Source organism: Deinococcus humi, assembly GCF_014201875.1.
In the GTDB taxonomy this organism is placed as follows: domain Bacteria; phylum Deinococcota; class Deinococci; order Deinococcales; family Deinococcaceae; genus Deinococcus; species Deinococcus humi.
This window is the reverse complement of record NZ_JACHFL010000001.1, coordinates 667526-688633: the sequence shown is the minus strand read 5'-3', so window position 1 is coordinate 688633 and position 21108 is coordinate 667526. Positions and strand designations below refer to the sequence as shown.

The following is a 21108-nucleotide window of genomic DNA, read 5'->3' as shown; positions in this document are numbered from 1 at the left end:
CGGCTGCCGTCACACCCTGAGCCCCATGCCGCTCCGAAGGGGGCACCATGCTGAACCTGATCTCCTTTACCAGCAGCGCTCTGGGTTCTCTGGGACAGGTGGCGCTGCTGGGCGCGCTGGCGTTCACGCTGGCAGGGCTGGCGCTGGCTTTCGTGGGCGGCATTCGGGCCGACGCCCGGGTAGTGGAGGCGGCGCGCCGGGCAACGTGGGCGGTTTTCGCACTGGTGACCCTGGGCATCCTGGTGCTGATGGTGGCGCTGCTGAACGATGACTTCACGGTGCGCTACGTGGCCGAACATTCCATGCGTTCCTCGCCCACCTGGATCAAGATTACCAGCCTGTGGGGCGCGCTGGAGGGCAGCATTCTGCTGTGGGCCTGGCTTCTGTCGGGGTTCACCTTCATTCTGTCGCTGACGCTGCGGCGCGACGCCCTGCGGCCCTGGGCGCTGGGCACGATGTTTGTCAGCCTGCTGTTCTTCGTGGGCGTGTGTGCCACCATCGCCTCGCCGTTCACGCCCGTCTCAACCCTGCTGGCCGATGGGCGCGGTCCCAACCCGGCCCTACAAAACCACTGGATGATGGCCGTGCACCCGGTGTTGCTGTATCTGGGTTTCGTGGGCCTGAGCGTGCCCTTCGCCTACGCGGTGGCCGCCCTGGTCACGGGCCGCCTCTCGGATCACTGGGTGGTGGTCACGCGCCGCTGGACGCTGGTGGCCTGGACGTTCCTGACCGCGGCCATCGTGGCGGGGGGCTGGTGGAGCTACGAGACGCTGGGTTGGGGCGGCTACTGGGCCTGGGATCCGGTGGAAAATGCGTCCTTTATCCCGTGGCTGCTGACCACCGCCTTCCTGCACAGCATCCAGATTCAGGAAAAGCGCGGGCTGATGCGCTCGTGGAATGTCTGGCTGATCGTGCTGGCGTACTCCAGCACCGTGCTGGGCACGTTCCTGAACCGCAGCGGCATCGTCCAGAGCGTCCACGCCTTCGCGGGCGGCCCGGTGGGGCCAGTATTCCTGGGTTTTCTGGCGTTCTTGCTGATCGTGGGCATCGGTCTGGCCGCCTGGCGTGCGCCGTTCCTGCGCGACGAGGCGGAGGTGCCCGCCCCGGTCAGCCGCGAGGGCGCATTTCTGGCGGGCAACTGGCTCTTCCTGGTCTTTGCCTTCATGGTCCTGCTGGGCACGCTGTTCCCCACCTTCGTGGAGGCCGCGCAGGGACGGCGGGACGCCAGCGTGGGGCCGGCCTTCTACAACGCCTTCGCCATTCCGCTGGGCCTGGGCCTGCTCCTCCTGATGGGTGTGGGGCCGTTGCTGCCGTGGCGCCGTGCGAACGGCCAGAGCCTGATGCGGGCGCTGACACCGCTGTTGGCCTCTGGCTTGGGCGCGGCGCTGATTGCCTTTGTGTTCGGTGTTCGGGCCCCCGCCGTGTTGATCACTGTGGCGCTCGCGGCCTACAACCTCGTCGGGCTGGGGCTGCTGACCGCCCGCGCGGCGCGGCAGGCCGGTGGGCTGGGGCGCACCCTGCAGGCCCAGCCCCGCCGCTACGGGGCGTACACCGCCCATGTCGGTCTGGTGGTGATGGCGCTGGGCCTGGCCTTTAGCGGCGCGTACCGGCAGGACGCCCAGGCCACCCTGAACCTGCGGGCCGCCGCGCCCACTACCCTGCTGCACGAGCGGCTGGAGCTGACCGGATTGCGCCAGGTAAATCGGGGCTTCGGAGACTCCGCCATCGCGTCTGTGTCCATTGACGGCAAACCCTTTGAAGCCCGCCTGAACACCTACACCCAGGCTCCCGGCGCCCTGTTTCCCGCGCCTGCCGTGCGTTACGGCCTGCTGGGCGACACCTATCTGGTGGTCACAAGCATCGATCCCAAAGGGCAGTGGGCCAGTGTCCGCCTGATCGAGAGTCCGCTGGTGTCCTGGATCTGGTGGGGCACGTTGATCATCTGTCTGGGTGCAGGTCTGACGCTGGTCACCCCGGCACGCCCCCAGACGCGCGCCGCCCCCACCGGGCTGGCTCCGGCAACGGACTGACGCGAGTTTCTCCGGGGCTGCAAACACCATTGAGAGTTGACCTATGACTGAGACACCCAAAGTTGAAATGTCCAAAGCCACTCCCGCGCCTGCGTGGCGGCGCGCCGTTCCCCCGCTGATCGCGGCGGCGCTGGTGGGTGTGCTGGGCTACGCGCTGCTTAGCCCGGCCAAGAATGCCACCACCGGCAGCCCGCTGATCGGCAAGGCTGCGCCCGCCTTCACACTTCAGAGTCTGGACGGCGTGCCGATCAGTCTGGCGAGCCTGAAGGGCCGGCCCGTCATCCTGAACTTCTGGGCGTCCTGGTGCGGCCCCTGCCGTGAGGAAGCGCCCCTCTTCCACGAACTGGGCGCTGCGCAGTCGGCGGACGGTGCGGCGATCCTGGGCATCCTGTTTCAGGAAACCAAGGAGCAGAATGCCCGCGATTTCATCAAGGAATACGCGCTGGCCTACCCCAACCTGAAAGACCCCGGCATCGACACCGGCGTCAATTACGGCGTGTCCGGTGTGCCCGAAACGGTCTTTATCGATCGGGAAGGCATCGTGCGGTACATGGACCGGGGCGGCCTGACCCGTGAGCGCCTGAACGTGGGGCTGGAGAAAATCGGGGTGAAGGGGATTTGAGCGTCGAAACCGGGAAGAGGGATCTGCGCTCCGGCCTGCTGCCCGTCGCGCTGTGCCTTTGCCTGTCGTCCCTCGCCCACGCCACTACCCCCACCACGGCCCCCCTGACCCTGCCGCCCGCCCAGGAGCAGCGCGCCGTCGCCATCCAGAAGAACCTGCGCTGTCCGCTGTGCGACACCGGAGAATCCATCGCGGAATCGCGCAGCGACATCAGTATCAAGATGCGCGAATCGGTGCGCGAGCAGATTGCCGACGGGCGCAGCGACTCGGAGATCTACACCTTCTTCTCGCAGCGTTACGGCAACTTTGTGCTGCTTGATCCACCCAAGACCGGGCGTAACCTGCTGTTGTGGGGCGGGCCGCTGCTGGCGCTGGCAGGCGGCGGCGCGGCGCTGTGGACTTTCCTGCGCCGCCGGGGCACGGGAGGCACTGCGGCAGAAGCCGCGCAGGACAATGAACCCTACGACGCGTACCTGGACCAGGTGCGCCGGGACACGGGCGGTGGTGGGGCGTGATGCTCAGTGTGCTCCTGTTGATCCTGATCGGCGGGGCGGCATTGTGGCTGGTCCTTGAGCCGCTGCGCCGCGCCGCACCCGAAGACCCGGATGCCCCCGAACGCGCCCGGCTGCTGGCCGAGCGCGATCGCCTGTACGGCGAACTGAATGGTCTGGAGGACGAGGCCCGCCGCCCCGATCTGGAACGCCGCGCCGCGCTGACGCTGCGTGCCCTGGACGCCCTGCCGCCGCCGGCCAGAACTGGCCAGCCGGGCCGTTCGCGCACGCTGGCACTGACCGGCGTGGGGGTCGCCGCGCTGCTGACGGTGGCAGGGGCCGTAACCTTCATTCCGCGCTGGCAACTGGCCTCCCTGGAGGCGGGCGAGGCGAGCAAGGTGCAGGCGGTGCTCAAACTTCCTGCCCTGAAGGCCACCGCCCAGCGCACCGAGAGGAGTGCCGATTACCTGGCCTGGGGCCGCGCCGCCTTCGATTCGGCCAACTACGATCAGGCGGTCAGCGCCTACGGCAACGCGCTGAAAACCGACCCGCGCCAGCCCGAAGCGCTGCGTCGCCTGGGTATCCTGCTGCTCACGCGCGGCGAGCAGACGGGCACCCCGATCAAGGCCGAGGACGCCGAACGCGCGGCCCTGCTGATCCGTGCCGCGGCCCAGCTCGCGCCCGACGAGCCTGAGTCCCAGTTGCTGCTGGGCTTCGCGCTGTCGCGCTTCGGGCAGGATCAGGAGGCGTTGCAGGCGCTGGAGCGATACCGCACCCTCGATCCCGCCGGGCGCGACGCCGACGACGTGATCACCTCCCTGCGCGCCCGTCTCAACCAGAGCGACCCGGCGCTGAAGCTGTATGCCGGAAGCTGCGCCTCGTGCCACGGCGCCTCCGGTGCGGGCGGCATCGGCCCCAGCCTGCGCGACTCCACCCTGAGCCGCGCGGCGCTGCGGAGCATCACGGTGAACGGCAAGGGGGCCATGCCCGCCTACCCCAGGCTGACGGACGCCGAGCTGAAGCTGCTGCTGGACCTGATGGAAAAATGGCAGAAGGAGGGGTGATGGCCGGCAGTTCCCGGCGGTGGTCAGCCCCTTTCCCCACCAGACTCTCCCCCCTGCGGCACGCGGCCCGATGACCACCCGCCGTGCCCTCCTCGAAAAATGGTGGCTGTTGCCTGTTGCGGCCACCGCTGGCGCGTTCGGCTATATGGGCTGGTACGCCACGCGCGTCACCCTGGGCAAGCAGAAAGCTGGATCGCCGGCCTTTCAGGCGGCGGCGGCGCAGCACGTCGCCTCTCTGACTGACCTGCAGGAAGTATGGGCCGACGTGAACTTCACCTACGCGGGCCGTCCCTGTGTGCTGCTGCGGGTGCCGCAGGCGGTGGAGGGCGGTCTGGAATTGCACGGCGGCATTCATCTGGTGGCCTACTCCCGCGTCTGCACCCACCTGGGCTGCACCGTCAATCTGGTGCGTGATCCGGAGGTCCTGGCCTTCGCCTTTAATTACCGTCCGCCAGGAGACGCTCAGCATCCTCAACTGGGTTGCCGCTGTCACTACAGTGTATTCGATCCCCTGCAGGACGGGGCCGCAGTATTCGGCAAGGCCAATGGCCCGTTGCCCCGGGTCAGGCTGGAACTGAGGGGCAGGGCGGTCTGGGCGACGGGCATTGAACCCCCGCCGAGACAGGACAGCTAGACTGCGTTCATGAGCGGCGTGACGCTGACCACGGGTGACGATCTGGCCGCCTCGGCCGTGCTGATCGCCGCTGCCCTGCATCTGAAAGCGCGCGGCGAGCCGCTGTGGCCCGAGTCCAGCCTGACCCCCGAACGCCTGGCCCGGCACTATCCGCCCCCCTGCTGGCGCGTGGCCTGGCGCGGCGACGTGGCGGTGGCGTGCCTGTGTCTGCTGGAAGCAGATCCTCTGTTCTGGCCGGACGATCCGCCGGAGGACGCGCTGTACCTGCACAAACTGGCCGTCCACCCGGAGGCGCAGGGTCAGGGCCTGTCGGCTTTACTGCTGCGCGAGGCCGTGCGGGAAACGGCAGAGCGGGGCCGGCCCTGGCTCAAGCTGGACACCGCGACCGCGCGGCCCAAACTACGCGCCATCTACGAAGACTTCGGGTTTCAGAACGTCGGAGCGCGCACGGTCAAGGGCTTCGACGTGACGCTGTACCGTCTGCCTGTCTGAAGTCTACGAAGAGACAGGGGCGCACCGTGCGCTCAGGAGTTCAGTCGCGCTTTTTCCAGCCCCTGACTCTCCTCGGAAGTGGCCGGACAATGACGCCTAAGCCTCGTGACAGACCGCACCCTTGAGCGGCAGGTTCTGAACGCTGACGCTCTTACTCCACCCAGGTCACGGTGACTTCCTCCCAGCGAGCGGGCAGGGTCAGGCGCAGGACGCCGTCCTCATAGGAGAAGGAGGCCGCCCCCTGTACCTCTCGCACCGGTTCCAGGCCGATGATATGCAGAGTTTCGCGCTGTTCGGGCAGGGACGCAGCGCCCTCGGCCTCGCGCCGGATGCTTAGTCTGCCGGCCTCCCGGTCCCCAATCAGGCGGGTGGAGCGGCCCTCCAGAGGGCCGTCGCCTGCGTCCTCGTACAACTGGCCCACGAAGCCGGTTTCACCCAGATGCGCCAGCCAGGTCACGCGCGGCCAGCGGGCCTGGGTGGTGTGGGCGGCGGGCTCGGTCAGCGGCAGGGCCTCGCCCGCCTTCAGGTACAGCGGCAGCGTGTGGAGCGGCGCTTCTGCGGTGACATGGGCGGGGCCGTCATGGACGGCGCCGAACTCGGCCAGATTGAACACGGCGGCCCAGCGTCCCGCCGGGAGATACACCTGCCGCCCCCGGTGGCCTGCTGCCATCACCGGGGCCACCATCAGTCCGTACCCCAGCAGGTACTGGCTGTCGGTACGCAGGGCGGTCTCGTCGGCCGCGTGATGCAGGGCCAGCGGCCTCAGGACGGGCAGCCCCGTCTGGGACGCCAGATGGGCCAGCGTGTACAGGTGCGGCAGCAGGCGGTAACGCAACTCCAGCGCGGCGTGGATGACACTGGTGTACGGTTCCCCAAAACGCCATGGTTCCTGATCCACCGTGCCCTGCGCCGAGTGATTGCGGAGGAAGGGGTATCCCACTGCCGTCTGGTACCAGCGGGCCAGCAGTTCACCAGTGGTGTCGCCGCCGAAGCCGCCCACGTCCGCCGCGGCAAACGGAATCCCGCTCAGGCCCAGGCCTCCGATCATCGGCAGGCTCAGGGCCAGGTGGGACCAGGTGGCGGCATTGTCTCCGGTCCACACGGTCGCGTGCCGCTGGATGCCCGCGTAACCGGCCCGCGAGATGATCCACGGGCGAATCTCGGGGCTGTACTTGGCGTACCCGGCGCGGCTGGCCTGACTCATGGGATTGGCGTAGGCGTTGTGCATCTCCAGATGACTGCGCGAACCGTGCAGCGCATCGTAGGGCAGGGTTTTGCCCTCCGTTTCCCTGGGCTGCGCCAGCGAGAAGCAGGCAGGTTCGTTCATGTCGTTCCACTGGCCCTGAATGCCGGCGTCGGTGAACAGCTTGTGCCGCCCCGCCCACCACGCCACCACCTCGGGACGGGTGAAGTCGGGGAACACGGCCGGATCGGGCCAGACCTCGCCCACCAGCACATCGCCGCGCGCGGTGCGGACCAGGTAATCGTTTTTCAGGGCCTCCTCGTACACGTCGTAGCCCGCTTCCAGCTTGATGCCCGGGTCGATGATCGGCACCAGCTTGACGCCTTCTTTGGCCGCCTCTTTCACGAACGCCTTGAGATCCGGAAAGCCCGCGCGGTTGACCGTCCAGACCTTGAAAGCGTCCATGTACTCGATGTCGATGTACACACTGTCCAGCGGCAGGTTGCGTTCGCGGTAGCCCGCGATCACGGCCCGCAGATCGTCTGCGGTGCGGTAGCCCCAGCGGCTCTGCGCGGCGCCCAGCGCCCACAACGGGGGCATCGGGGCGTGGCCGGTCAGGTCCGCAAAGCGGCGCAGCACGTCGGCTGGGCGCGGGCCGGCCAGCACGTACACGTCCAGTTCCGGCCCGGCAGAGGCGAAGTCCAGCGCGTACGGATTTGTGCGGGCCACGTCCGCCGTCATGCGCCACGTCTCGTCCACAAAGATGCCGTGGGCCAGGCCACCCTGCACCACCGTGGTAAACGGCACGCTGATGTACAGCGGATCGGTGTCGGTGTGGTGCGGATAGCAGTCGGTGTTCCAGAACGTGAGCTGCATGCCGCGTTTGTCCAGCGGCCCCACGCGCTCGCCGAAGCCCAGGTAGGCCGCGCCCTCGGGGGCCGCCACGCTCAGGCGGCTGCGGCGCAGGTTGAAACGCTCGGCGGTCATGGCGGGGCGGGCGGTGGGCGCGTCGCCACTCCAGTCCAGCACGCTTGCCAGCTCGCGCTCCGGCCCCCCATCCTGGCCCCCGGTCACCCGCCACGCGCCGCTGCTGCGGTTCAGCTGCAGGGTCAGGCCGCCGCCGCTGATCTGCAAGGTCTCGCCGTCCTCCTGTACGCTCAGGCGCTCAGGTTCGGGCAGATCGGGGTGCAGGGCGAAGCTGCGTTTTTCGGTCAGGCGTGGGAAGCCCAGGCCGTTGGCCCGTGCCTGTGGCGCTAGCCTCACCCGCAACACCCCTGGTATCGGCGTGCTGACCACCAGCACGTCAGTTTCGCCCCACACGCGGACCTGTACGCCGCCTTCCGTCACGAACTGGCCTAGTCTCATCGTTTATAGCCTAGCGTCACGCCGCCCCGCTGAGGACTTGAAACGGGTGCTAGCCTGCCGGGCATGACCGCTTCCGATGCTCCGGTGCTGACGCCTGTGGTGGGCACCTTGCACGCCCTGCAAGTGCCGATTCCCTACCCCATGAAGACCGTAACTGTGCTGCTCGATAAGCCGGAAGATGGTGGCCCGGTGACTATGGTCGACACCGCGCTCGACACGCCCGAGGCCCAGACGGCCATTGCGGCGGGCCTGAGCGAACTGGGCCTAGGCTGGGGTGACGTGGAACGGGCCATCATTACCCACCACCACCCGGACCACTACGGGCTGGCCGGCGTGGTAGAGGCCCGGTCCGGCGCGGACGTGCAGATGCTGGACGTGGAGATCGGGCGCGGCGAGCGCTACTGGCACCTGTGGGAGGAGTGGCTGCCGGGGCACTTGAAGCACATGCGCGATCATGGCTTGCCGCAGGAGTCGCTGGAAAGCATGGGCGCGGACAACCGGCGGGGCCGGGACCGGGTGCAGCCCGCGCAGCACGTCACGCCGCTGCGCGAGGGCCAGAATGTCACGCTGACCGGACGCGACTGGGAGGTGCTGTGGCTGCCCGGCCATGCTGACGGACATCTGGGCCTGTGGAACGCGGAAGGCGGCATGCTGATCGCCGGTGACGCCATCCTGCCGCGCATCAGCCCAAACGTCGGCTTGTACGCCTACACCCGCCCCGATCCGCTGGGCGATTACCTGCAAACGCTGGGCAAGCTCGAGGCCCTGAATCCCGCGCAGGCCGTCGTGGGCCACCACGGCCCGGTCATGACCGGCGTGCAGGCTCGCGCCCGCGAACTCAGGGGCCACCACCATGAGCGACTGGATTTCATCAAGGCCGAGGCGGGCCGGGAGCCCCGCAGCGCCTATGACCTGTCGCTGGCGATGTTCAACCGCGACTTGAACGTCAGCGGACGCCGCTTTGCCCTGGCCGAGACGCTGGCCCACGCCGAACACCTGCGGCTGCTGGGCCAGCTTTACCGCACCTGGCAGGAGGAGGACGGCAGATGGATCTACCACGCCTGACACATGACGGGGTCGTTGGCCTCATCACCTTCACGGTCACCTGATTCGAGCTGTTCACCCTTTCACTGCTGTAATGCAGATAGAAGGTGAGATTGGCTTCCTAGCGTTGCCGCGTGCTAAGTCTGTGCTGTGCCTGAGGGCGAAACGCACATCGGCTGATCTGGCGGGACTCTAAGGTTATCGGCCTGGACCGGAACAGTGACCGTGTCTGCGGCCCGTACTAGGTCTTTTTAAGCCTATGGCGTCCCTGTGACAGAGCTTTGGGCAATCCGATGACGACAGTGTCTACACGCTCTTATCTCTGCCCCTGCTGCACGAGGTTGGCGACGACGGGAATAACGATGCCAAGGCAAAGGGCGAAGGCTTCCGGTTGCGCCAGCAACCACGCTCTATACTTCCGGGCATGACGGCCCCCCAGTCCGAATTGCAGCGGATCGTGTCTGCGCTGCAGGCCAGCGGTTTGACCGTCGAAGCGGTGGATGACGGAGCGCTCATCCAGCACGGCGACTCCAGAGTGGCCCTATTTGCCGATGCAGACCACCAGGGCGGCGTGATCGTGCGCCTGCATCTGGACCTTGACCTGTACGTAGAAGAAGACAGCCTGCCTGAGATCCTGATGGGCATGAACCTGCTCAATCAGGGTCTGGATTACGGCAGCCTGAACCTGGATCCGGTGGAGCCCGACGAGGAAGACGGCGAGCCGGACGGGGACGCTCCACTGGCCTTCGCGGTGCTGGGCCGCAGCGTGCTGTGGCTGCCGGACCTGGGCGTGACCGAGATGGACCGTCTGCGCGAACACCTGCGCCGCTTCGAGGCGGAAGTGACTGACGCAATGGAACGTACCTTGCACGGCAGCAAAGGGCTGAGCGCCTGAGGACAGAAAGTCGGGTCGGAAATATTCAGGAGATACAAGAGCCGCCGGGCGTTCATGCTCCCGGCGGCTTCCTGTGGCAACGTCACTTCAGGGCAGCTCTTCCTCAAAAGCCGCCACATCTTCCAGGTAGTCCACCATCCAGGCGTTCAGCGCGGCCCTGGTGTAGCCACCTCGGATCGGCATGGTGCTGTCCAGGTAGTATGCGCCCTCGTAGACGTAGGCCTGGGTGTAATAATTGCCGTTCCAGTCGTTGATCAGCTCGGTGTCCAGCATATCCTCGTCATCGCTGTAGTCCCAGTAGGAACTGGCCGTGACCCGCGAGCAGACGTTTTTCTGGCAGCCGCTGAGCCAGACGTCAATCTCGTAGTCGCCCGCGTTGACTGTCAGGCTGGGGTCGCTATCGGGGTCTGTGGGGTTCACGGTGACCTTGTATCCGGCTGCCCGCAGAGCGGCGGCAACAGCGTCGGGGGTGGCTGCCTGCACCTGAGCATTCGTTCCAGTGACGGGTGCGCCCGCCCCGCCCGCCAGGGCTGCGTCAGTAAGACTCAGGAGCAGCAGACCAGCCAGCATCATTTTTTTGTTCATAGCATCACAATACGGGTTTCTGATCCGTCCTGTGCAAGATCTGTGGACCATACGGCTATCACATATTCTTCATCCTCGATCTCCTGAAGATGAGGTCCATGTATCCCCCCAGCACGCCTGCCGTCGCCTATCCAGCGCCGACTTTGTCTCCCACAAGGCGAAAACGCACCTTCGGGGTGTACATCGGTCGCTTTGAGCCACCGCACGCGGCTCATCTGCTGGTGATGCTCGAAGCGTTGAACAGCGTGCAGAAGCTGATCGTGGTGATCGGATCGGCCCGCGCGGCGCGCAATCCCAAGAATCCCTTTACTGCCGAGGAGCGCCAGGAGGTGATTACTGCCATGCTGCTGGAGGCCGGGATCGCCCGGGCCCGGCTGCTGTTCGTGCATGTCCGCGACTACTACTACAACGAGGCGCTGTGGCTCTCGGAAGTGCAGCGTGGCGTGCAGCAGTTCACGCGTGGCAGCACCGATGTGGCGTTGATCGGCCACGTCAAGGACGAGAGCAGCTATTACCTGCGTTCGTTTCCGGCCTGGGAGTTTATTCCCAGCCATGTGGTCAGCCCGCTGAGCGCCACCGACGTGCGCCGGGCGTACTTTGAGGGTCGCCTCCCAGAGGTACGCGGCATGGTTCCACCCGCGGTTCACGCTTTTCTGGAGCGTTTTCACTCCACACCCGAGTACGCCGAACTGCGCGCCGAATATGACCACCTGCGCGAGTACCGTGCGGCCTGGGCAGACGCGCCCTTTCCACCGGTGTTCGTGACTGCCGACGCGGTGGTCACCCGCAGCGGCCATGTGCTGCTGGTGCGCCGGGGCGGCATGCCGGGCAAGGGACGGCTGGCCATGCCCGGCGGTTTTCTGGAACAAACGGAGACCCTGCTGGACTGCGCCGTGCGCAAGACCCATCAGGAAACTGGCCTGGGCGCGGGCGTGGACTTGCCTGCTGCCATGCGGGGCAGCGCCGTCTTCGATTACCCGGAACGCAGCCTGCGCGGGCGTACCGTGACCCACGCCTTCCACTTCGATCTGGGCATCGGTCAGTTGCCGCTGCTGCAGGGCGGCAGTGACGCTGCCGAGGCACTCTGGCTGCCGCTGGGTGACGCGATGGCGCACCCTGAGCTGTTCTTTGAGGACCACCACGCGATCATCGAAAACTTCCTGATGCGGGGCTAGACGCAGCTCGTGGCAAGGGGAGATGGAGAGGGGGCGCAAATACCTCCTGAGCTCTTCTCCTGACTTTGGCTGTGCTTCGGGGAGTAGTCATTAGAATCGTCCTGGCCAGCATCGAAATCAGTCTCGAAAGCGTCTTCACCAGCTCGACTCAGATCGTTCTGGCCAGATGACCGGAGAAGTACGCACCCGCCAAAACCAAACGCCCAGGCCCAGACTAGCCCCCAGCGTACACAGGGAAAGAAGCGTCCAGATGGTGAAACTGACCCCTTTGAACCCGATTGGTGCCTGCGGCATGCAGGGGGTGTCTTCGAACCCAGCGCGATCAGTCCAGGGCAGGCGCTGTCCATTGGGCAGCGCCAGAGAGGATCTCAATTGAGCCTCTGACGAAAAGGTTAACAATTGTCGCCTCGTGACCTGCACCTGGACATACGGTGAGTGTTCGTGCAGCCTCAGGAAGGGCTGGCGATGCCAGCAGCCGAAGGCCACGATCCTTGGCGGGGTGGCCGCGCCAGGGGCCGGGTCTAAGAAGGCCGGAGCGTCTACTAAATCGAAGCTGGTAGCGAAATATCCGCCGCCAAGCGGGGTCTTGAACGTATCCATGCTGCCCCTCTCCCAGTCCTGACCCTCAGTAAACATCCAAGAGGAGACGAAGAGGAAACCAGTGACAAGGATGGCGACGATGGGGAAAAGAGCGGCTGTGAAAGTCAGAGCAAGGCTGCCCCTGCGCCCGCGTGTAGAACGCCAGAAAATCAGTCCGAGCAATGATCCGGCACAGAGGGCCAGAGCGATCAGCAACAGAAGGGGCAGCAACAGAAACACGAAGGTAAAGCCCATACCAAAGTGTAGGAGGACCGTTTCAGGCGGATTGCCGTAAATGCAAAACGGCCAGCATCTGTGATGCTGACCGGAACGATCCTGATGAATCCTCTCCGAAGTGCAGCTACAGCAGGGCGCGGTGATCGGCCAGCAGGCAGCGGTCCTGCACCACGTCGATGCCGCGCGCATTCAATTTGTGGGCCACGCCGTCGTTGCGGATGCCCAGTTGCAGCCACACGACTTTGGGCAGTGGATTCATCGCCAGGATGTCGTCCAGGTGGTCCGGTACCCGGTCGCTGCGGCGAAAGATGTCCACAATGTCCACCGGAGTCGTGATCTCAGCCAGCGTCGCCACCGCCTTGTGCCCGAAATAGCTCTCGCCCCGCGCTGCCAGCGAAGGATTGACGGGAATCACCGTATAGCCCTGGCGGTGCATGTATTCCGGAACGTAGAAGGCAGGTTTCATGCTGTCATGGTGAAAGCCCACCACGGCAATCATCTTATTCTGGGTCAGGACGCGGACGAGGTCCGGGTTCGATTGAACGAGGGTCAAGGCGAAACTCCTTCATGGGTGGCGGAAGCAGTGCTGTTCAGGGCGGCGAACGCGGCGCGGGCGGCTTCCAGTGTGGCAGCCAGTTCGGCACTCGTATGTGAGGCGCTGACGAAAATACTCTCGAACTGAGAGGGTGCCCAGTAGATGCCCCGTGACAGCAGGCCCTGGAACCATCTGCCGAAGCCCTGCGTGTCGCTGCGTGACGCCTGGGTGTAGTTGCGAACCGAGCCATGCGGCGCGTCCTGAAAAAAGGGCGTGAGCATCGAGCCGATTCTGTTGACGCTGATCGGCACGTCCGCCTCTGCCGCCGCCTCTTTCAGGCCGTCGGCCAGCCGGACCGTGTACGCTTCTAACCGCTCGTAGAGGCCGGGGTCAGCCTCCAGCGTCCGCAGGGTGGCCAGCCCAGCCGCCATCGCCAGCGGATTGCCGCTGAGGGTTCCGGCCTGATACACCGGTCCCTGCGGAGAGACAAAATCCATCACATCGGCCCGCCCGCCATAAGCACCTACCGGCAGCCCCCCACCTATGATCTTGCCCCAGCAGGTCAGGTCCGGCCTCAATCCTAGCAGGCCCGTCGCGCCGTTCAGCGACAGGCGGAAGCCGGTCATCACCTCGTCGGCAATCAGCAACGCGCCCGCCTCCTGAACGCGGTGCAGCGCGGCCAGGAATTCCGGCGTGGGAATGAGAACCCCGGCATTGCCCACCACCGGCTCGAAGATCACGGCGGCCACCTCTGCGCCGCGCTCGGCCATCAATGTGTCCAGCGCCGCCGGGTCGTTGTACTCGCACACCAGGGTCAGGGCGGCGTACTCCTCGGGCACACCCGCGCTGCTGGGGGCCGATGCGCCCAGGGCGCCGTCCAGATTGGTCATCAGACCGCTGCCCGCCTCCACCAGCAGGCCGTCGGCGTGGCCGTGGTAATTGCCCCGGAACTTGACGATCAGTTTGCGCCCGGTCCCGCCCTGATTCGTGAAGCCGCGGGCCAGCCGCAGGGCGCTCATGGTGGCCTCGGTGCCGCTGCTGGTGAAGCGCACCTTCTGCGTGCCGGTCAGGCGGGTGACCAGTTCGGCCAGTTCCACCTCGCGTTCACCGGGTGCGCCGAAGCTGGTGCCGTATTGCAGGGCGTCCGAAATCGCCTCGCGCACCGCCGGATGGTCGTGGCCCAGGATCATCGGTCCCCACGAGCCGATGTAGTCGATGTAACGCGCGCCGTCGACGTCGGTCAGGTACGCGCCGTGCGCCTCGCGGATAAAACGCGGCGTGCCGCCCACGCTTTTGAAGGCCCGCACCGGGCTGTTCACGCCGCCCGGCGTCACGGCGCGGGCACGGGCAAAGAGCGCCTCGGACTGCGCGGTTGAGGAGGTCGTCTGGGTCATACCCTGCACCTTAGCGGAGCCCGGGCGGAGTGGGGGAGAGGAAAGCAACAGTCGGCGGGCTCAGAGCCCCAGGAGGCCCACCGCCGCCGTCAGTTCCAGTTCTTGTCTGAATGGGGCCACCAGTTGTTTCTCACGGGCACTAGCCTCCGTCACCGTGCCGTCCAGATTGGGAAGCTGGCCGCTCTGGAGGGCCTGCGCTGCCTGCGCGAAGTCGATATTCGGCACGCCCAGCGCGCGGTTGATCCCAGCGCGGACCTCGGCGTAGCGCCTGGCGCTCATGTTCTCGCGTGCCAGGCCGGCACTCTGCGCCTCCCGGGCCTTCCCGATGCTGCCCCCCGCCTGTCGCAACACGTTCACGATCTGCAGCAGATTGGGTGTCTGTCCGGCCTGGACCTCGGCCCAGACGGTCTGCAGAGCGGAAAAGCTGTTGCCCAGGGCGGCGCGTTCATCCCGGCGGATGCGGACGAATTTCTGCACGTCGCTCTGGGTGAGGGGCGCGGCATTCGCCGAGGGAGTCTGGTTCGGCGTCGGCAGCGTCGTCTGGGTCTGACTCTGGCTCTGCGGCGGGTTCCACGCGGCCACGAACTCGCGCACGGGTCTGACCACCACGAACCATGCCAGCGCGCCCAGTAGTGCCAGCACCAGCAACCCACCGCCACATCCCAGGCAGCCGCATCCCGGTCCACGTCTTGATCTCATATGCCCTCAGGGTACGGGAGCGGGGTCAGGAAAGTTCCCAGGCTGGGGCGGCGAGGGAAGACGGAGGTTGACAGGACCGCCGCCAGGGGCGTTAGATTACGGACGTTCAACACACCATATGCCCATCTTTGTGCTGCTGCCCGGCACAGGGAGAGCTTTCGCGTCCGTACCCTGGAGGCCCCATGACCGCACAGACCCGTTCCACTGCTGCCCGTTCCCGCCCGCACACGGCCCGCAAGGCCTCGCTCCTGGTAACCGGGCTGACCCTGATTCTGTCGAGTTGCGGCAGTCCCGTCGTCACGCCGACGCCCCAGACCCGTGAGCAGGACAAGCGCACCTTTACGGCGGTAACACCCACGTTTGAAGCCCACCTTGGCGCGGCCCTGTCTCAGGGCCTCTACGACGGGCTTCAGGGCAAGGCTGCCTACGCCATCGAGGTTCCGGTCAACTGGAACGGGCAACTGATCATGTACACCCACGGGTACGCGGGCACGGGCGACAAGCTGAACGTGCTGGCCCCGCCGCTGCGGGATTACTGGCTGTCACTGGGCTATGCCTGGGCCGCCAGCAGCTATTCCAGCAACTATTACGATGTCCAGTCCGGTGTGGAGGACACCAATGCGCTGGCCCTGAAATTCACTGAATTGACCGGCAAGACTAAACCCACCAAGTACCTGATCATGGGCGTGAGCATGGGCGGTCATGTGGCGGGAGCGGCCGTCGAGAAAGAAACCCTGAACACGGCCAAGAACAAGGTGACGTACGCGGCGGCCATGCCGGTCTGCGGCGTGATGGATGAGGAATACGAGTTCCAGTGGCTGGGCGATTACACGCTGGCCGCCGCGCAGCTGGCTGGCTATGGCGCGCAGAGCTATCCACAGACCGATTTCCAGAAGCTGCTGCCCGATATCAAGGCGGCGCTCTTCACCGACACTTCTGGCCCGCTGTGGCAGGTCAACAGCGCTCAGGGTGCCAAGCTGCGAGATCTTGCCAAGCAACTCACCGGCGGCGAGCGGCCCGTATTCAACCTTGGCTTTAGCGTCGGGGCTCTTCAAAGCGCGGTGCTGTCTACTGGCGGCTCGGACGGCACACTGAACGGCATCCTGACGAAGAACTATTACGGCAACACGGGCGTCACCTACCGCTGGACTAGCGGCGATACCCTTACCGTGGCCGAGCAAGCCTTCAACGACGCCATCCTGCGCGTGACGGCTGACGCAGACGCCAACCCAGCGCGCCAGGGTGCGCTGCGCTGGTTGCCGCGTGTGAACGGCGAGATCAACGTGCCGGTGCTGACCATGCATACCACTGGCGACTTTTACGTGCCGTTCAAGCATGAACAGCTTTACAGCAAGGCGGTGGCGGCCAATGCGAACTCCGGTCGGCTGGTCCAGAGGGCCATCCGCGCAGCAGGGCACTGTGAATTTGTGGGAGCCGAACTGGTGGAGGGCTTCAATGATCTGGTGAAGTGGGAAGCAGGAGGTGCGAAACCCGCCGGAGACGACGTGACCACGCCCACCGTGATCGCCGATCCCAACTATGGCTGCAAGTTCACCCGCGAAACCCGCGCCGGGGTAGCGCCCTGCCCGGTGTCGACGACGAGTAACTAACATTCGATAGGAGGAAGGCGGGCCAGTCTCGCGCCCGCCTTCCTCCTATGACGTGATCCTGCCGCCGGGACCACAAAGGTTCTTCCGCTTACCTTCGCCCCTCAGTCCCAGATCATGAAGGCTGGCGAGGATAGAGGTAATGCGCGCCCTGCTTCCCCTACTCACCTGCGGCCTCCTCGGCATGGCCTCGGCCCTACCCGCACAGGTCAGCATTGGTGACGTCAAGCATGAATACCAGCGGCTGAACAACTGCGGCCCGGTGACGGTGGGCATGGCCCTGAGCCGCTGGGGCGGGACGCTCAACCAGTACGACATCGCGCCAAAACTGAAGGCCAACAGGGGAGATGTAAATGTTTCCCCCGAGGAACTCGCTGCCTTCGCGCGTGGCCAGGGGATGGCCGTTCACCTGGCACGCGGCGGCACTCCGCTGATGTTGCGCCGACTGCTGGCTGCCGGATTCCCGGTGATCGTGGAAACGTGGTTCGTCACGCACGATAGCGGAGGCATGGGCCACTACCGACTGCTGACCGGCTATGACGACGCGAAGGGCAAATTCTCGGCGCTGGACTCGTACATGGGCCGTCTGGGCTTCACGTACGCCGAACTCGACGAGTTGTGGCGTTCCTTTGGACGCACCTTTCTGGTGGTTGCCCCCCAGAACAGGCAGGCCCGGCTGGACGAGGCGCTGGGGTATCACGCCGACGCCCGTATGTCGAAACGTGCGGCCCTGCGCGTGGCGCTGGCCGAGGCCCAGACAAAAAACGACGCTGTGGCGTGGTTGAACGTGGGGCAGGCCAAGCTGGACCTGGGCGATTCGCGCGGCGCGGTGCGGGCCTTCGACGCGGCCCTCGCCGCCCGGCCAGACCCCAAACTCGATCCTACGCGCCCGGCGCGCACTGTAGGTGGGTTGCCGTGGCGCACGCTGTGGTACTCCTTCGGTCTGCTGGAGGCGTACACGCGCAATGGGCGCTACGACGACGTGCTGCGTCTGACGAACTCCGTCTTACGCGACGCGCCCGCCCACGAGGAAATGTATTACTGGCGTGGGCGGGCGCTGGCCGGCCAGGGTCAGACGGCAAAGGCCCAGTCGGCCTACCGTGAGGCGCTGCGCTTGCGTCCGGGTTTTGCCGCGGCGCAGGCGGAACTGGCAGCGCTGTAAAACCCCCCGATTCTGCCTGAGACGGTGGGACGGGCCTTGCACCGGCCATTGCGGCAACCCTGTGCGCCCGCAAGCCGTATAAAGGGGCATGAACGAACCTGTCCCCCAGGAGACGGTGATCAACCTGCGGCCTTCCAGCAGCGGCACCGAACTGGCTCCCCGGCCGGTCACGGCGGGCAAAGTGGTGTTGGCGACCGGGGGCGGTGTACTGGCGCTGGCCATGCTGGGCGGCGCGGCGGTGGCGCTGTTCAACGTGGCCCTGACCACGGTGACCATTGCGGCCTTCGGCGTCGCGTTGTTGGCGGTCATCGTGCTGCTGCCGGCACTGATGATGGCCCTGAACGCGGGCCGGGTGCGCGCCAAGGAGGCGGTGGCCCGCGCCATGCCGCTGGAAACGCTGATCTTGCAGCGCAAGCAGTTCGAGAACCTGATCACCGCCAAGGGCCGCCAGCTGGCCGAGGCCAACGGTCACCTGGAAGATTTCCGCCGCCTGATCGATACCAACCGCAAAGACATGGACGCTGCCGACATTGCCCGCTGGGAAAACGATCTGCAGGTCAGCCGTGACGCCTTCGCCCGCGCCCAGACGCACCTCTCGGACCTGCGGGCGGATCTGGGGGAGTTCGACCGTCAGATCAAGAAGGCGCGCATCGACACGCAACTCGCGCAGGCCAAGGGCAACGTCGCCTCTGCCCTGCAACAGGCCAATCTGAGCGCCGAGGACCGCCACGTCACCGAGAGTGCCCTGAGCGAGATCGCCCGCCGCGCGGGCCGCAACGCCGCCCTGCTGGACGAGGCGCTGGCCGCCGGTGAGCAGTCGGGCCGCGCCCGTGGAGGCGCCGGATGAGAGGGAAGAGACCATGACCCGCGCCCGCGTCCTGACGGCCGTCCTCGCTGCCATCCTGCTGCTGTGTGCCGCTGCTATCTATCTGGATCAACAGGGTTTTTTTGGCGGTTCCACGGTTACCACCCCGTCTCCTGCCTCTTCGCCTGCCACACCGTCCACTCCGGCCACGCCCCCCGACGCCACCAACGGGGACGGCTACGGCGAGCTGAAGTGAAGTCTTCCCCTGGAGGTCCGTTATGACCCGCGTTCTGAGTCTTCTTCTGCTGTCTACCCTGGGCGCGGCCCAGGCCGCCGATCCCATTTCGTTCAACGTCGCCACCGGGAGCCCCACCGGAACCTACAGCGCCATGTTCAAGAACATCGGCCAGGTCTGTACCCAGAGCGCGTACCTCAAGGAGCGCGGCACAGGTGGCAGTCTGGACAATATCGACCTGCTGATGAACAACGAGGTCTCGCTGGCCTTCGTGCAGAGCGACGTGCTCAAGGCCCGCCAGCAGATCGATCAGGACCCCAGGGTGGCGAACATCAAGGCGCTGTTGCCGCTGTACGACGAAGAAATTCACATCTTTGCCAAGCCGCCGGTGACCAGCAAGAGCTTTCTGGGCAAGACCACCGTGACGGGCGTGCAGACCTTTAATGACCTGAAAAACAAACGCGTGGCGGCCTGGGGCGGCAGCGTGATCACGGCCAAGGTCCTGAGCGCCAAGCTGGCGGTGCCGTACAGCATCGTGCCCGTCAAGGACCAGCCTGCCGCCTTTGCGGCCCTGAATGCCGGTCAGGTGGACGCCGTGCTGGCGGTGATCGGCCAGCCCGCTGCCTGGGTCAAGGGGCTCAGCGGCCTGCGGCTGGTTCCGCTGCCCTTCAGCCCGCCCCTGGAGGGCATCTACACCTCGGCCAAGTTGCTGTACCCCAACCTGAGCGTGTCGGGCGTGCCCACCGTCGCCGTGCAGAGCGTGCTGGTCACGCGCGATTTCAAGACCCCCGACAAGAAAGAGCGCCTGCTGGCCTACCAGAAGTGCGCTGTGGGGAAACTGATCAGCCTGCAGGAGGATGAGGGCATGCACCCCAAATGGCAGCAGGTGACCTTCAAGACGTGGCCCTGGCCGGAATACAAGTAGGCGGAGCGGAAATCCGTCCGTGCCTGAGAAGGCGTTTACTGTCTGAAACACGTGTCTCACCGGTTCACTGTCGCTGTCCAGCGCTCCGCAAGAGGCCATGACAGACGATTCGTCCAGTCTATCCGGAGCCCCCGCCTCCGACTGAGACTATGGACGGCTGACGGCAGCGCTCTGGCGTCCCCTGTCGGGCCAGGAGTTCCAGACAGCTGAGACGCCCTTCCTGCGGCTTGGATGTCGGCTCTGGGAGGTTTTCCGCCTCGCGCTTCGCTTTTGGAAGCAGGCTTTGATCGGCCAGTTGACGGCCTTGTCTCAGCGCGCGTGGGCCAACCCTGAGGGCTGGAAAATGTGCGAAGACCCGCTGGTTCCTCAGCCATCGTCAGCTTCTGCATGCTAGGACTACGGGTATGAAGCGCGCCGTCCCCCTGGCCCTCGCCCTGCTCACCGCCATTGCCGGCGCCGCGCCCGGAGGGGCTGATCTAGAGGAGGCGGCGATGAGGACGGCGCAGACGTTGGGCGGTGTTCTGCGGGATTGCCCGGCCAGTTTTGCCAGAATAGGCTTTCCGGAAAAGCGGTGCGTGGGCGTGGGCGACACCGTGGAGGTTGCGCGGGCTGGGCTGAACTCAGCCATGGCAAACGATCTGTACGGGGTGTGGCGCAGCCGCGACGGGCAGCGCAGCGTCTACAACTGGCTGAAGACGGCAGGCGGCTACATCTACCTGCGTCTCCAGCCGGACCCGGATGGCCGCGCTCAGACGCTGCTCTACCTGGACCTGCCGCCGGAACAGACAGGAGCGGCACAGACGGACCGCCCCGCCACCGAAACGACGCCAGCCGCAGCCACCCAGATCGGCGGCGTGACCCTGACCCCGGCTGTGTCTGCCCCCCACGCATCCGAGGCGTCTTCTCACCCGGAGACGGTTGCCCCGTCTCAGCCAGCCCAGACCCCGCCTCCAACTGCTGGGGACACGGCATCCGTCGCCGCAGCCGCCACCCCGTCCCCAGGTGTCGCGGAGCTGGCCCCCGTACCGTTTGGCCGCACGCTGAGATTGCAGGAGGAACGGCTGAACGGCCCTGACGTGTTGGCCGTGCAGAATCGCCTGATCGCGTTGATGCGTCCAGCGCGCCCGGGGCGGGGTGACAGCTGGTATGGTCCGGTCACGGCCCAGACCGTACGCGTGTTCCAAAAGGCCAATGGTCTGCCTGTGACCGGCGTGGTGGACCGCGTGACCTGGGAGCGGCTCTTCTCGGCCCAAGCACAGCGCTTCGATGCCCCCGCGATTCCCTGAGAGCCACCCAAAGGCAACGTCGGGCAGCCCTGGCATAAACCTCAACCCACGTTCCCTGCTGGAT

21 protein-coding genes are annotated in these 21108 nt (G+C 66.0%); 15 read left to right on the top strand and 6 right to left on the bottom strand.

Annotated features, from left to right (window positions below; all coding sequences use genetic code 11):
- The first annotated feature begins 47 nt into the window (after window positions 1-47).
- From HNQ08_RS03450 to HNQ08_RS03425, 6 genes are all read left to right on the top strand, one after another.
- A complete protein-coding gene (locus HNQ08_RS03450; RefSeq protein ID WP_184127667.1) occupies window positions 48-2030 on the top strand; it encodes a heme lyase CcmF/NrfE family subunit in 1983 nt (660 codons plus the stop codon).
- A 43-nt stretch (window positions 2031-2073) separates the two neighbouring features.
- Window positions 2074-2652 carry a TlpA family protein disulfide reductase gene (locus HNQ08_RS03445; RefSeq protein ID WP_184127666.1) on the top strand — a complete coding sequence of 193 codons (579 nt, stop codon included), beginning with the start codon at window positions 2074-2076 and terminating at the stop codon, window positions 2650-2652.
- Entirely contained in the window at window positions 2649-3167 is a 519-nt protein-coding gene (locus HNQ08_RS03440) for a cytochrome c-type biogenesis protein (protein ID WP_229789658.1), read from the top strand. The genes HNQ08_RS03445 and HNQ08_RS03440 overlap by 4 nt, the downstream gene beginning before the upstream one ends.
- Complete coding sequence (locus tag HNQ08_RS03435) at window positions 3167-4207, top strand: c-type cytochrome (protein WP_221283948.1); 1041 nt, start codon at window positions 3167-3169, stop codon at window positions 4205-4207. The genes HNQ08_RS03440 and HNQ08_RS03435 overlap by 1 nt, the downstream gene beginning before the upstream one ends.
- 70 nt (window positions 4208-4277) lie before the next feature.
- Window positions 4278-4841 (top strand): Rieske 2Fe-2S domain-containing protein, encoded by a 564-nt coding sequence (locus tag HNQ08_RS03430; RefSeq protein ID WP_184127664.1) that lies wholly within the window; start codon window positions 4278-4280, stop codon window positions 4839-4841.
- Between the two features lie 9 nt (window positions 4842-4850).
- The gene (locus HNQ08_RS03425) at window positions 4851-5333 is read left to right on the top strand and encodes a GNAT family N-acetyltransferase (RefSeq protein ID WP_184127663.1); all 483 of its coding nucleotides are present in this window, start codon (window positions 4851-4853) and stop codon (window positions 5331-5333) included.
- Between the two features lie 151 nt (window positions 5334-5484).
- On the opposite strand, the gene HNQ08_RS03420 is transcribed toward HNQ08_RS03425, so the two are convergent.
- Window positions 5485-7881, bottom strand: coding sequence for a glycoside hydrolase family 31 protein (locus HNQ08_RS03420; RefSeq protein WP_184127662.1), 2397 nt, complete (start codon window positions 7879-7881; stop codon window positions 5485-5487).
- 63 nt (window positions 7882-7944) lie between these two features.
- Here HNQ08_RS03420 and HNQ08_RS03415 point away from each other — a divergent pair, with 63 nt between their 5' ends.
- Together HNQ08_RS03415 and HNQ08_RS03410 are read left to right on the top strand one after the other, a co-directional pair.
- The gene (locus HNQ08_RS03415) at window positions 7945-8946 is read left to right on the top strand and encodes an MBL fold metallo-hydrolase (protein WP_184127661.1); all 1002 of its coding nucleotides are present in this window, start codon (window positions 7945-7947) and stop codon (window positions 8944-8946) included.
- 403 nt (window positions 8947-9349) lie between these two features.
- A complete protein-coding gene (locus HNQ08_RS03410; protein WP_184127660.1) occupies window positions 9350-9820 on the top strand; it encodes a type III secretion system chaperone family protein in 471 nt (156 codons plus the stop codon).
- Window positions 9821-9907: 87 nt separating this feature from the next.
- On the opposite strand, the gene HNQ08_RS03405 is transcribed toward HNQ08_RS03410, so the two are convergent.
- A complete protein-coding gene (locus HNQ08_RS03405) occupies window positions 9908-10405 on the bottom strand; it encodes a YbjN domain-containing protein (RefSeq protein WP_184127659.1) in 498 nt (165 codons plus the stop codon).
- A 98-nt stretch (window positions 10406-10503) separates the two neighbouring features.
- Between HNQ08_RS03405 and HNQ08_RS03400 the strand changes: the two genes are divergently transcribed.
- Window positions 10504-11580, top strand: coding sequence for a bifunctional nicotinamide-nucleotide adenylyltransferase/Nudix hydroxylase (locus HNQ08_RS03400; RefSeq protein ID WP_184127658.1), 1077 nt, complete (start codon window positions 10504-10506; stop codon window positions 11578-11580).
- A 135-nt stretch (window positions 11581-11715) separates the two neighbouring features.
- Here the strand turns inward: HNQ08_RS03400 and HNQ08_RS03395 are convergent, their stop codons facing one another.
- From HNQ08_RS03395 to HNQ08_RS03380, 4 genes are all read right to left on the bottom strand, one after another.
- Window positions 11716-12414 carry a hypothetical protein gene (locus HNQ08_RS03395; RefSeq protein WP_184127657.1) on the bottom strand — a complete coding sequence of 233 codons (699 nt, stop codon included), beginning with the start codon at window positions 12412-12414 and terminating at the stop codon, window positions 11716-11718.
- Window positions 12415-12520: 106 nt separating this feature from the next.
- Entirely contained in the window at window positions 12521-12895 is a 375-nt protein-coding gene (locus HNQ08_RS03390) for a CoA-binding protein (RefSeq protein ID WP_425321331.1), read from the bottom strand.
- Between the two features lie 50 nt (window positions 12896-12945).
- Window positions 12946-14325, bottom strand: a complete 1380-nt coding sequence (gene hemL, locus HNQ08_RS03385; protein WP_184127655.1) for a glutamate-1-semialdehyde 2,1-aminomutase — start codon at window positions 14323-14325, stop codon at window positions 12946-12948.
- Between the two features lie 60 nt (window positions 14326-14385).
- Complete coding sequence (locus tag HNQ08_RS03380) at window positions 14386-14967, bottom strand: hypothetical protein (RefSeq protein WP_229789657.1); 582 nt, start codon at window positions 14965-14967, stop codon at window positions 14386-14388.
- Window positions 14968-15206: 239 nt separating this feature from the next.
- On the opposite strand from HNQ08_RS03380, the gene HNQ08_RS03375 reads away from it, so the two are divergent.
- The 6 genes from HNQ08_RS03375 to HNQ08_RS03350 all read left to right on the top strand — a co-directional run bounded on the left by HNQ08_RS03375 (window position 15207) and on the right by HNQ08_RS03350 (window position 21044).
- On the top strand, window positions 15207-16634 hold the full coding sequence (locus HNQ08_RS03375; protein ID WP_229789655.1) for an alpha/beta hydrolase: 1428 nt from the start codon (window positions 15207-15209) through the stop codon (window positions 16632-16634).
- A 139-nt stretch (window positions 16635-16773) separates the two neighbouring features.
- The gene (locus HNQ08_RS03370; RefSeq protein WP_229789653.1) at window positions 16774-17793 is read left to right on the top strand and encodes a C39 family peptidase; all 1020 of its coding nucleotides are present in this window, start codon (window positions 16774-16776) and stop codon (window positions 17791-17793) included.
- Between the two features lie 88 nt (window positions 17794-17881).
- Window positions 17882-18640, top strand: a complete 759-nt coding sequence (locus tag HNQ08_RS03365) for a hypothetical protein (protein WP_184127653.1) — start codon at window positions 17882-17884, stop codon at window positions 18638-18640.
- Between the two features lie 13 nt (window positions 18641-18653).
- Window positions 18654-18854 (top strand): hypothetical protein, encoded by a 201-nt coding sequence (locus tag HNQ08_RS03360; protein WP_184127652.1) that lies wholly within the window; start codon window positions 18654-18656, stop codon window positions 18852-18854.
- A 22-nt stretch (window positions 18855-18876) separates the two neighbouring features.
- Window positions 18877-19758 carry a TAXI family TRAP transporter solute-binding subunit gene (locus HNQ08_RS03355; RefSeq protein ID WP_184127651.1) on the top strand — a complete coding sequence of 294 codons (882 nt, stop codon included), beginning with the start codon at window positions 18877-18879 and terminating at the stop codon, window positions 19756-19758.
- A 404-nt stretch (window positions 19759-20162) separates the two neighbouring features.
- A complete protein-coding gene (locus HNQ08_RS03350) occupies window positions 20163-21044 on the top strand; it encodes a peptidoglycan-binding domain-containing protein (RefSeq protein ID WP_184127650.1) in 882 nt (293 codons plus the stop codon).
- Window positions 21045-21108: the final 64 nt, after the last annotated feature.

Coding starts and splice junctions, on each gene's coding strand:
- HNQ08_RS03370 (WP_229789653.1), top strand. CDS start 16,774: ATGCGCGCCCTGCTTCCCCTACTCACCTGCGGCCTCCTCGGCATGGCC.
- HNQ08_RS03350 (WP_184127650.1), top strand. CDS start 20,163: ATGAAGCGCGCCGTCCCCCTGGCCCTCGCCCTGCTCACCGCCATTGCC.
- HNQ08_RS03415 (WP_184127661.1), top strand. CDS start 7,945: ATGACCGCTTCCGATGCTCCGGTGCTGACGCCTGTGGTGGGCACCTTG.
- HNQ08_RS03365 (WP_184127653.1), top strand. CDS start 17,882: ATGAACGAACCTGTCCCCCAGGAGACGGTGATCAACCTGCGGCCTTCC.
- HNQ08_RS03405 (WP_184127659.1), bottom strand. CDS start 10,405: ATGAACAAAAAAATGATGCTGGCTGGTCTGCTGCTCCTGAGTCTTACT.
- HNQ08_RS03450 (WP_184127667.1), top strand. CDS start 48: ATGCTGAACCTGATCTCCTTTACCAGCAGCGCTCTGGGTTCTCTGGGA.
- HNQ08_RS03445 (WP_184127666.1), top strand. CDS start 2,074: ATGACTGAGACACCCAAAGTTGAAATGTCCAAAGCCACTCCCGCGCCT.
- HNQ08_RS03420 (WP_184127662.1), bottom strand. CDS start 7,881: ATGAGACTAGGCCAGTTCGTGACGGAAGGCGGCGTACAGGTCCGCGTG.
- HNQ08_RS03410 (WP_184127660.1), top strand. CDS start 9,350: ATGACGGCCCCCCAGTCCGAATTGCAGCGGATCGTGTCTGCGCTGCAG.
- HNQ08_RS03390 (WP_425321331.1), bottom strand. CDS start 12,895: ATGATTGCCGTGGTGGGCTTTCACCATGACAGCATGAAACCTGCCTTC.
- HNQ08_RS03360 (WP_184127652.1), top strand. CDS start 18,654: ATGACCCGCGCCCGCGTCCTGACGGCCGTCCTCGCTGCCATCCTGCTG.
- HNQ08_RS03395 (WP_184127657.1), bottom strand. CDS start 12,414: ATGGGCTTTACCTTCGTGTTTCTGTTGCTGCCCCTTCTGTTGCTGATC.
- HNQ08_RS03355 (WP_184127651.1), top strand. CDS start 18,877: ATGACCCGCGTTCTGAGTCTTCTTCTGCTGTCTACCCTGGGCGCGGCC.
- HNQ08_RS03375 (WP_229789655.1), top strand. CDS start 15,207: ATGACCGCACAGACCCGTTCCACTGCTGCCCGTTCCCGCCCGCACACG.
- HNQ08_RS03435 (WP_221283948.1), top strand. CDS start 3,167: ATGCTCAGTGTGCTCCTGTTGATCCTGATCGGCGGGGCGGCATTGTGG.
- HNQ08_RS03425 (WP_184127663.1), top strand. CDS start 4,851: ATGAGCGGCGTGACGCTGACCACGGGTGACGATCTGGCCGCCTCGGCC.
- HNQ08_RS03430 (WP_184127664.1), top strand. CDS start 4,278: ATGACCACCCGCCGTGCCCTCCTCGAAAAATGGTGGCTGTTGCCTGTT.
- HNQ08_RS03400 (WP_184127658.1), top strand. CDS start 10,504: ATGTATCCCCCCAGCACGCCTGCCGTCGCCTATCCAGCGCCGACTTTG.
- hemL (WP_184127655.1), bottom strand. CDS start 14,325: ATGACCCAGACGACCTCCTCAACCGCGCAGTCCGAGGCGCTCTTTGCC.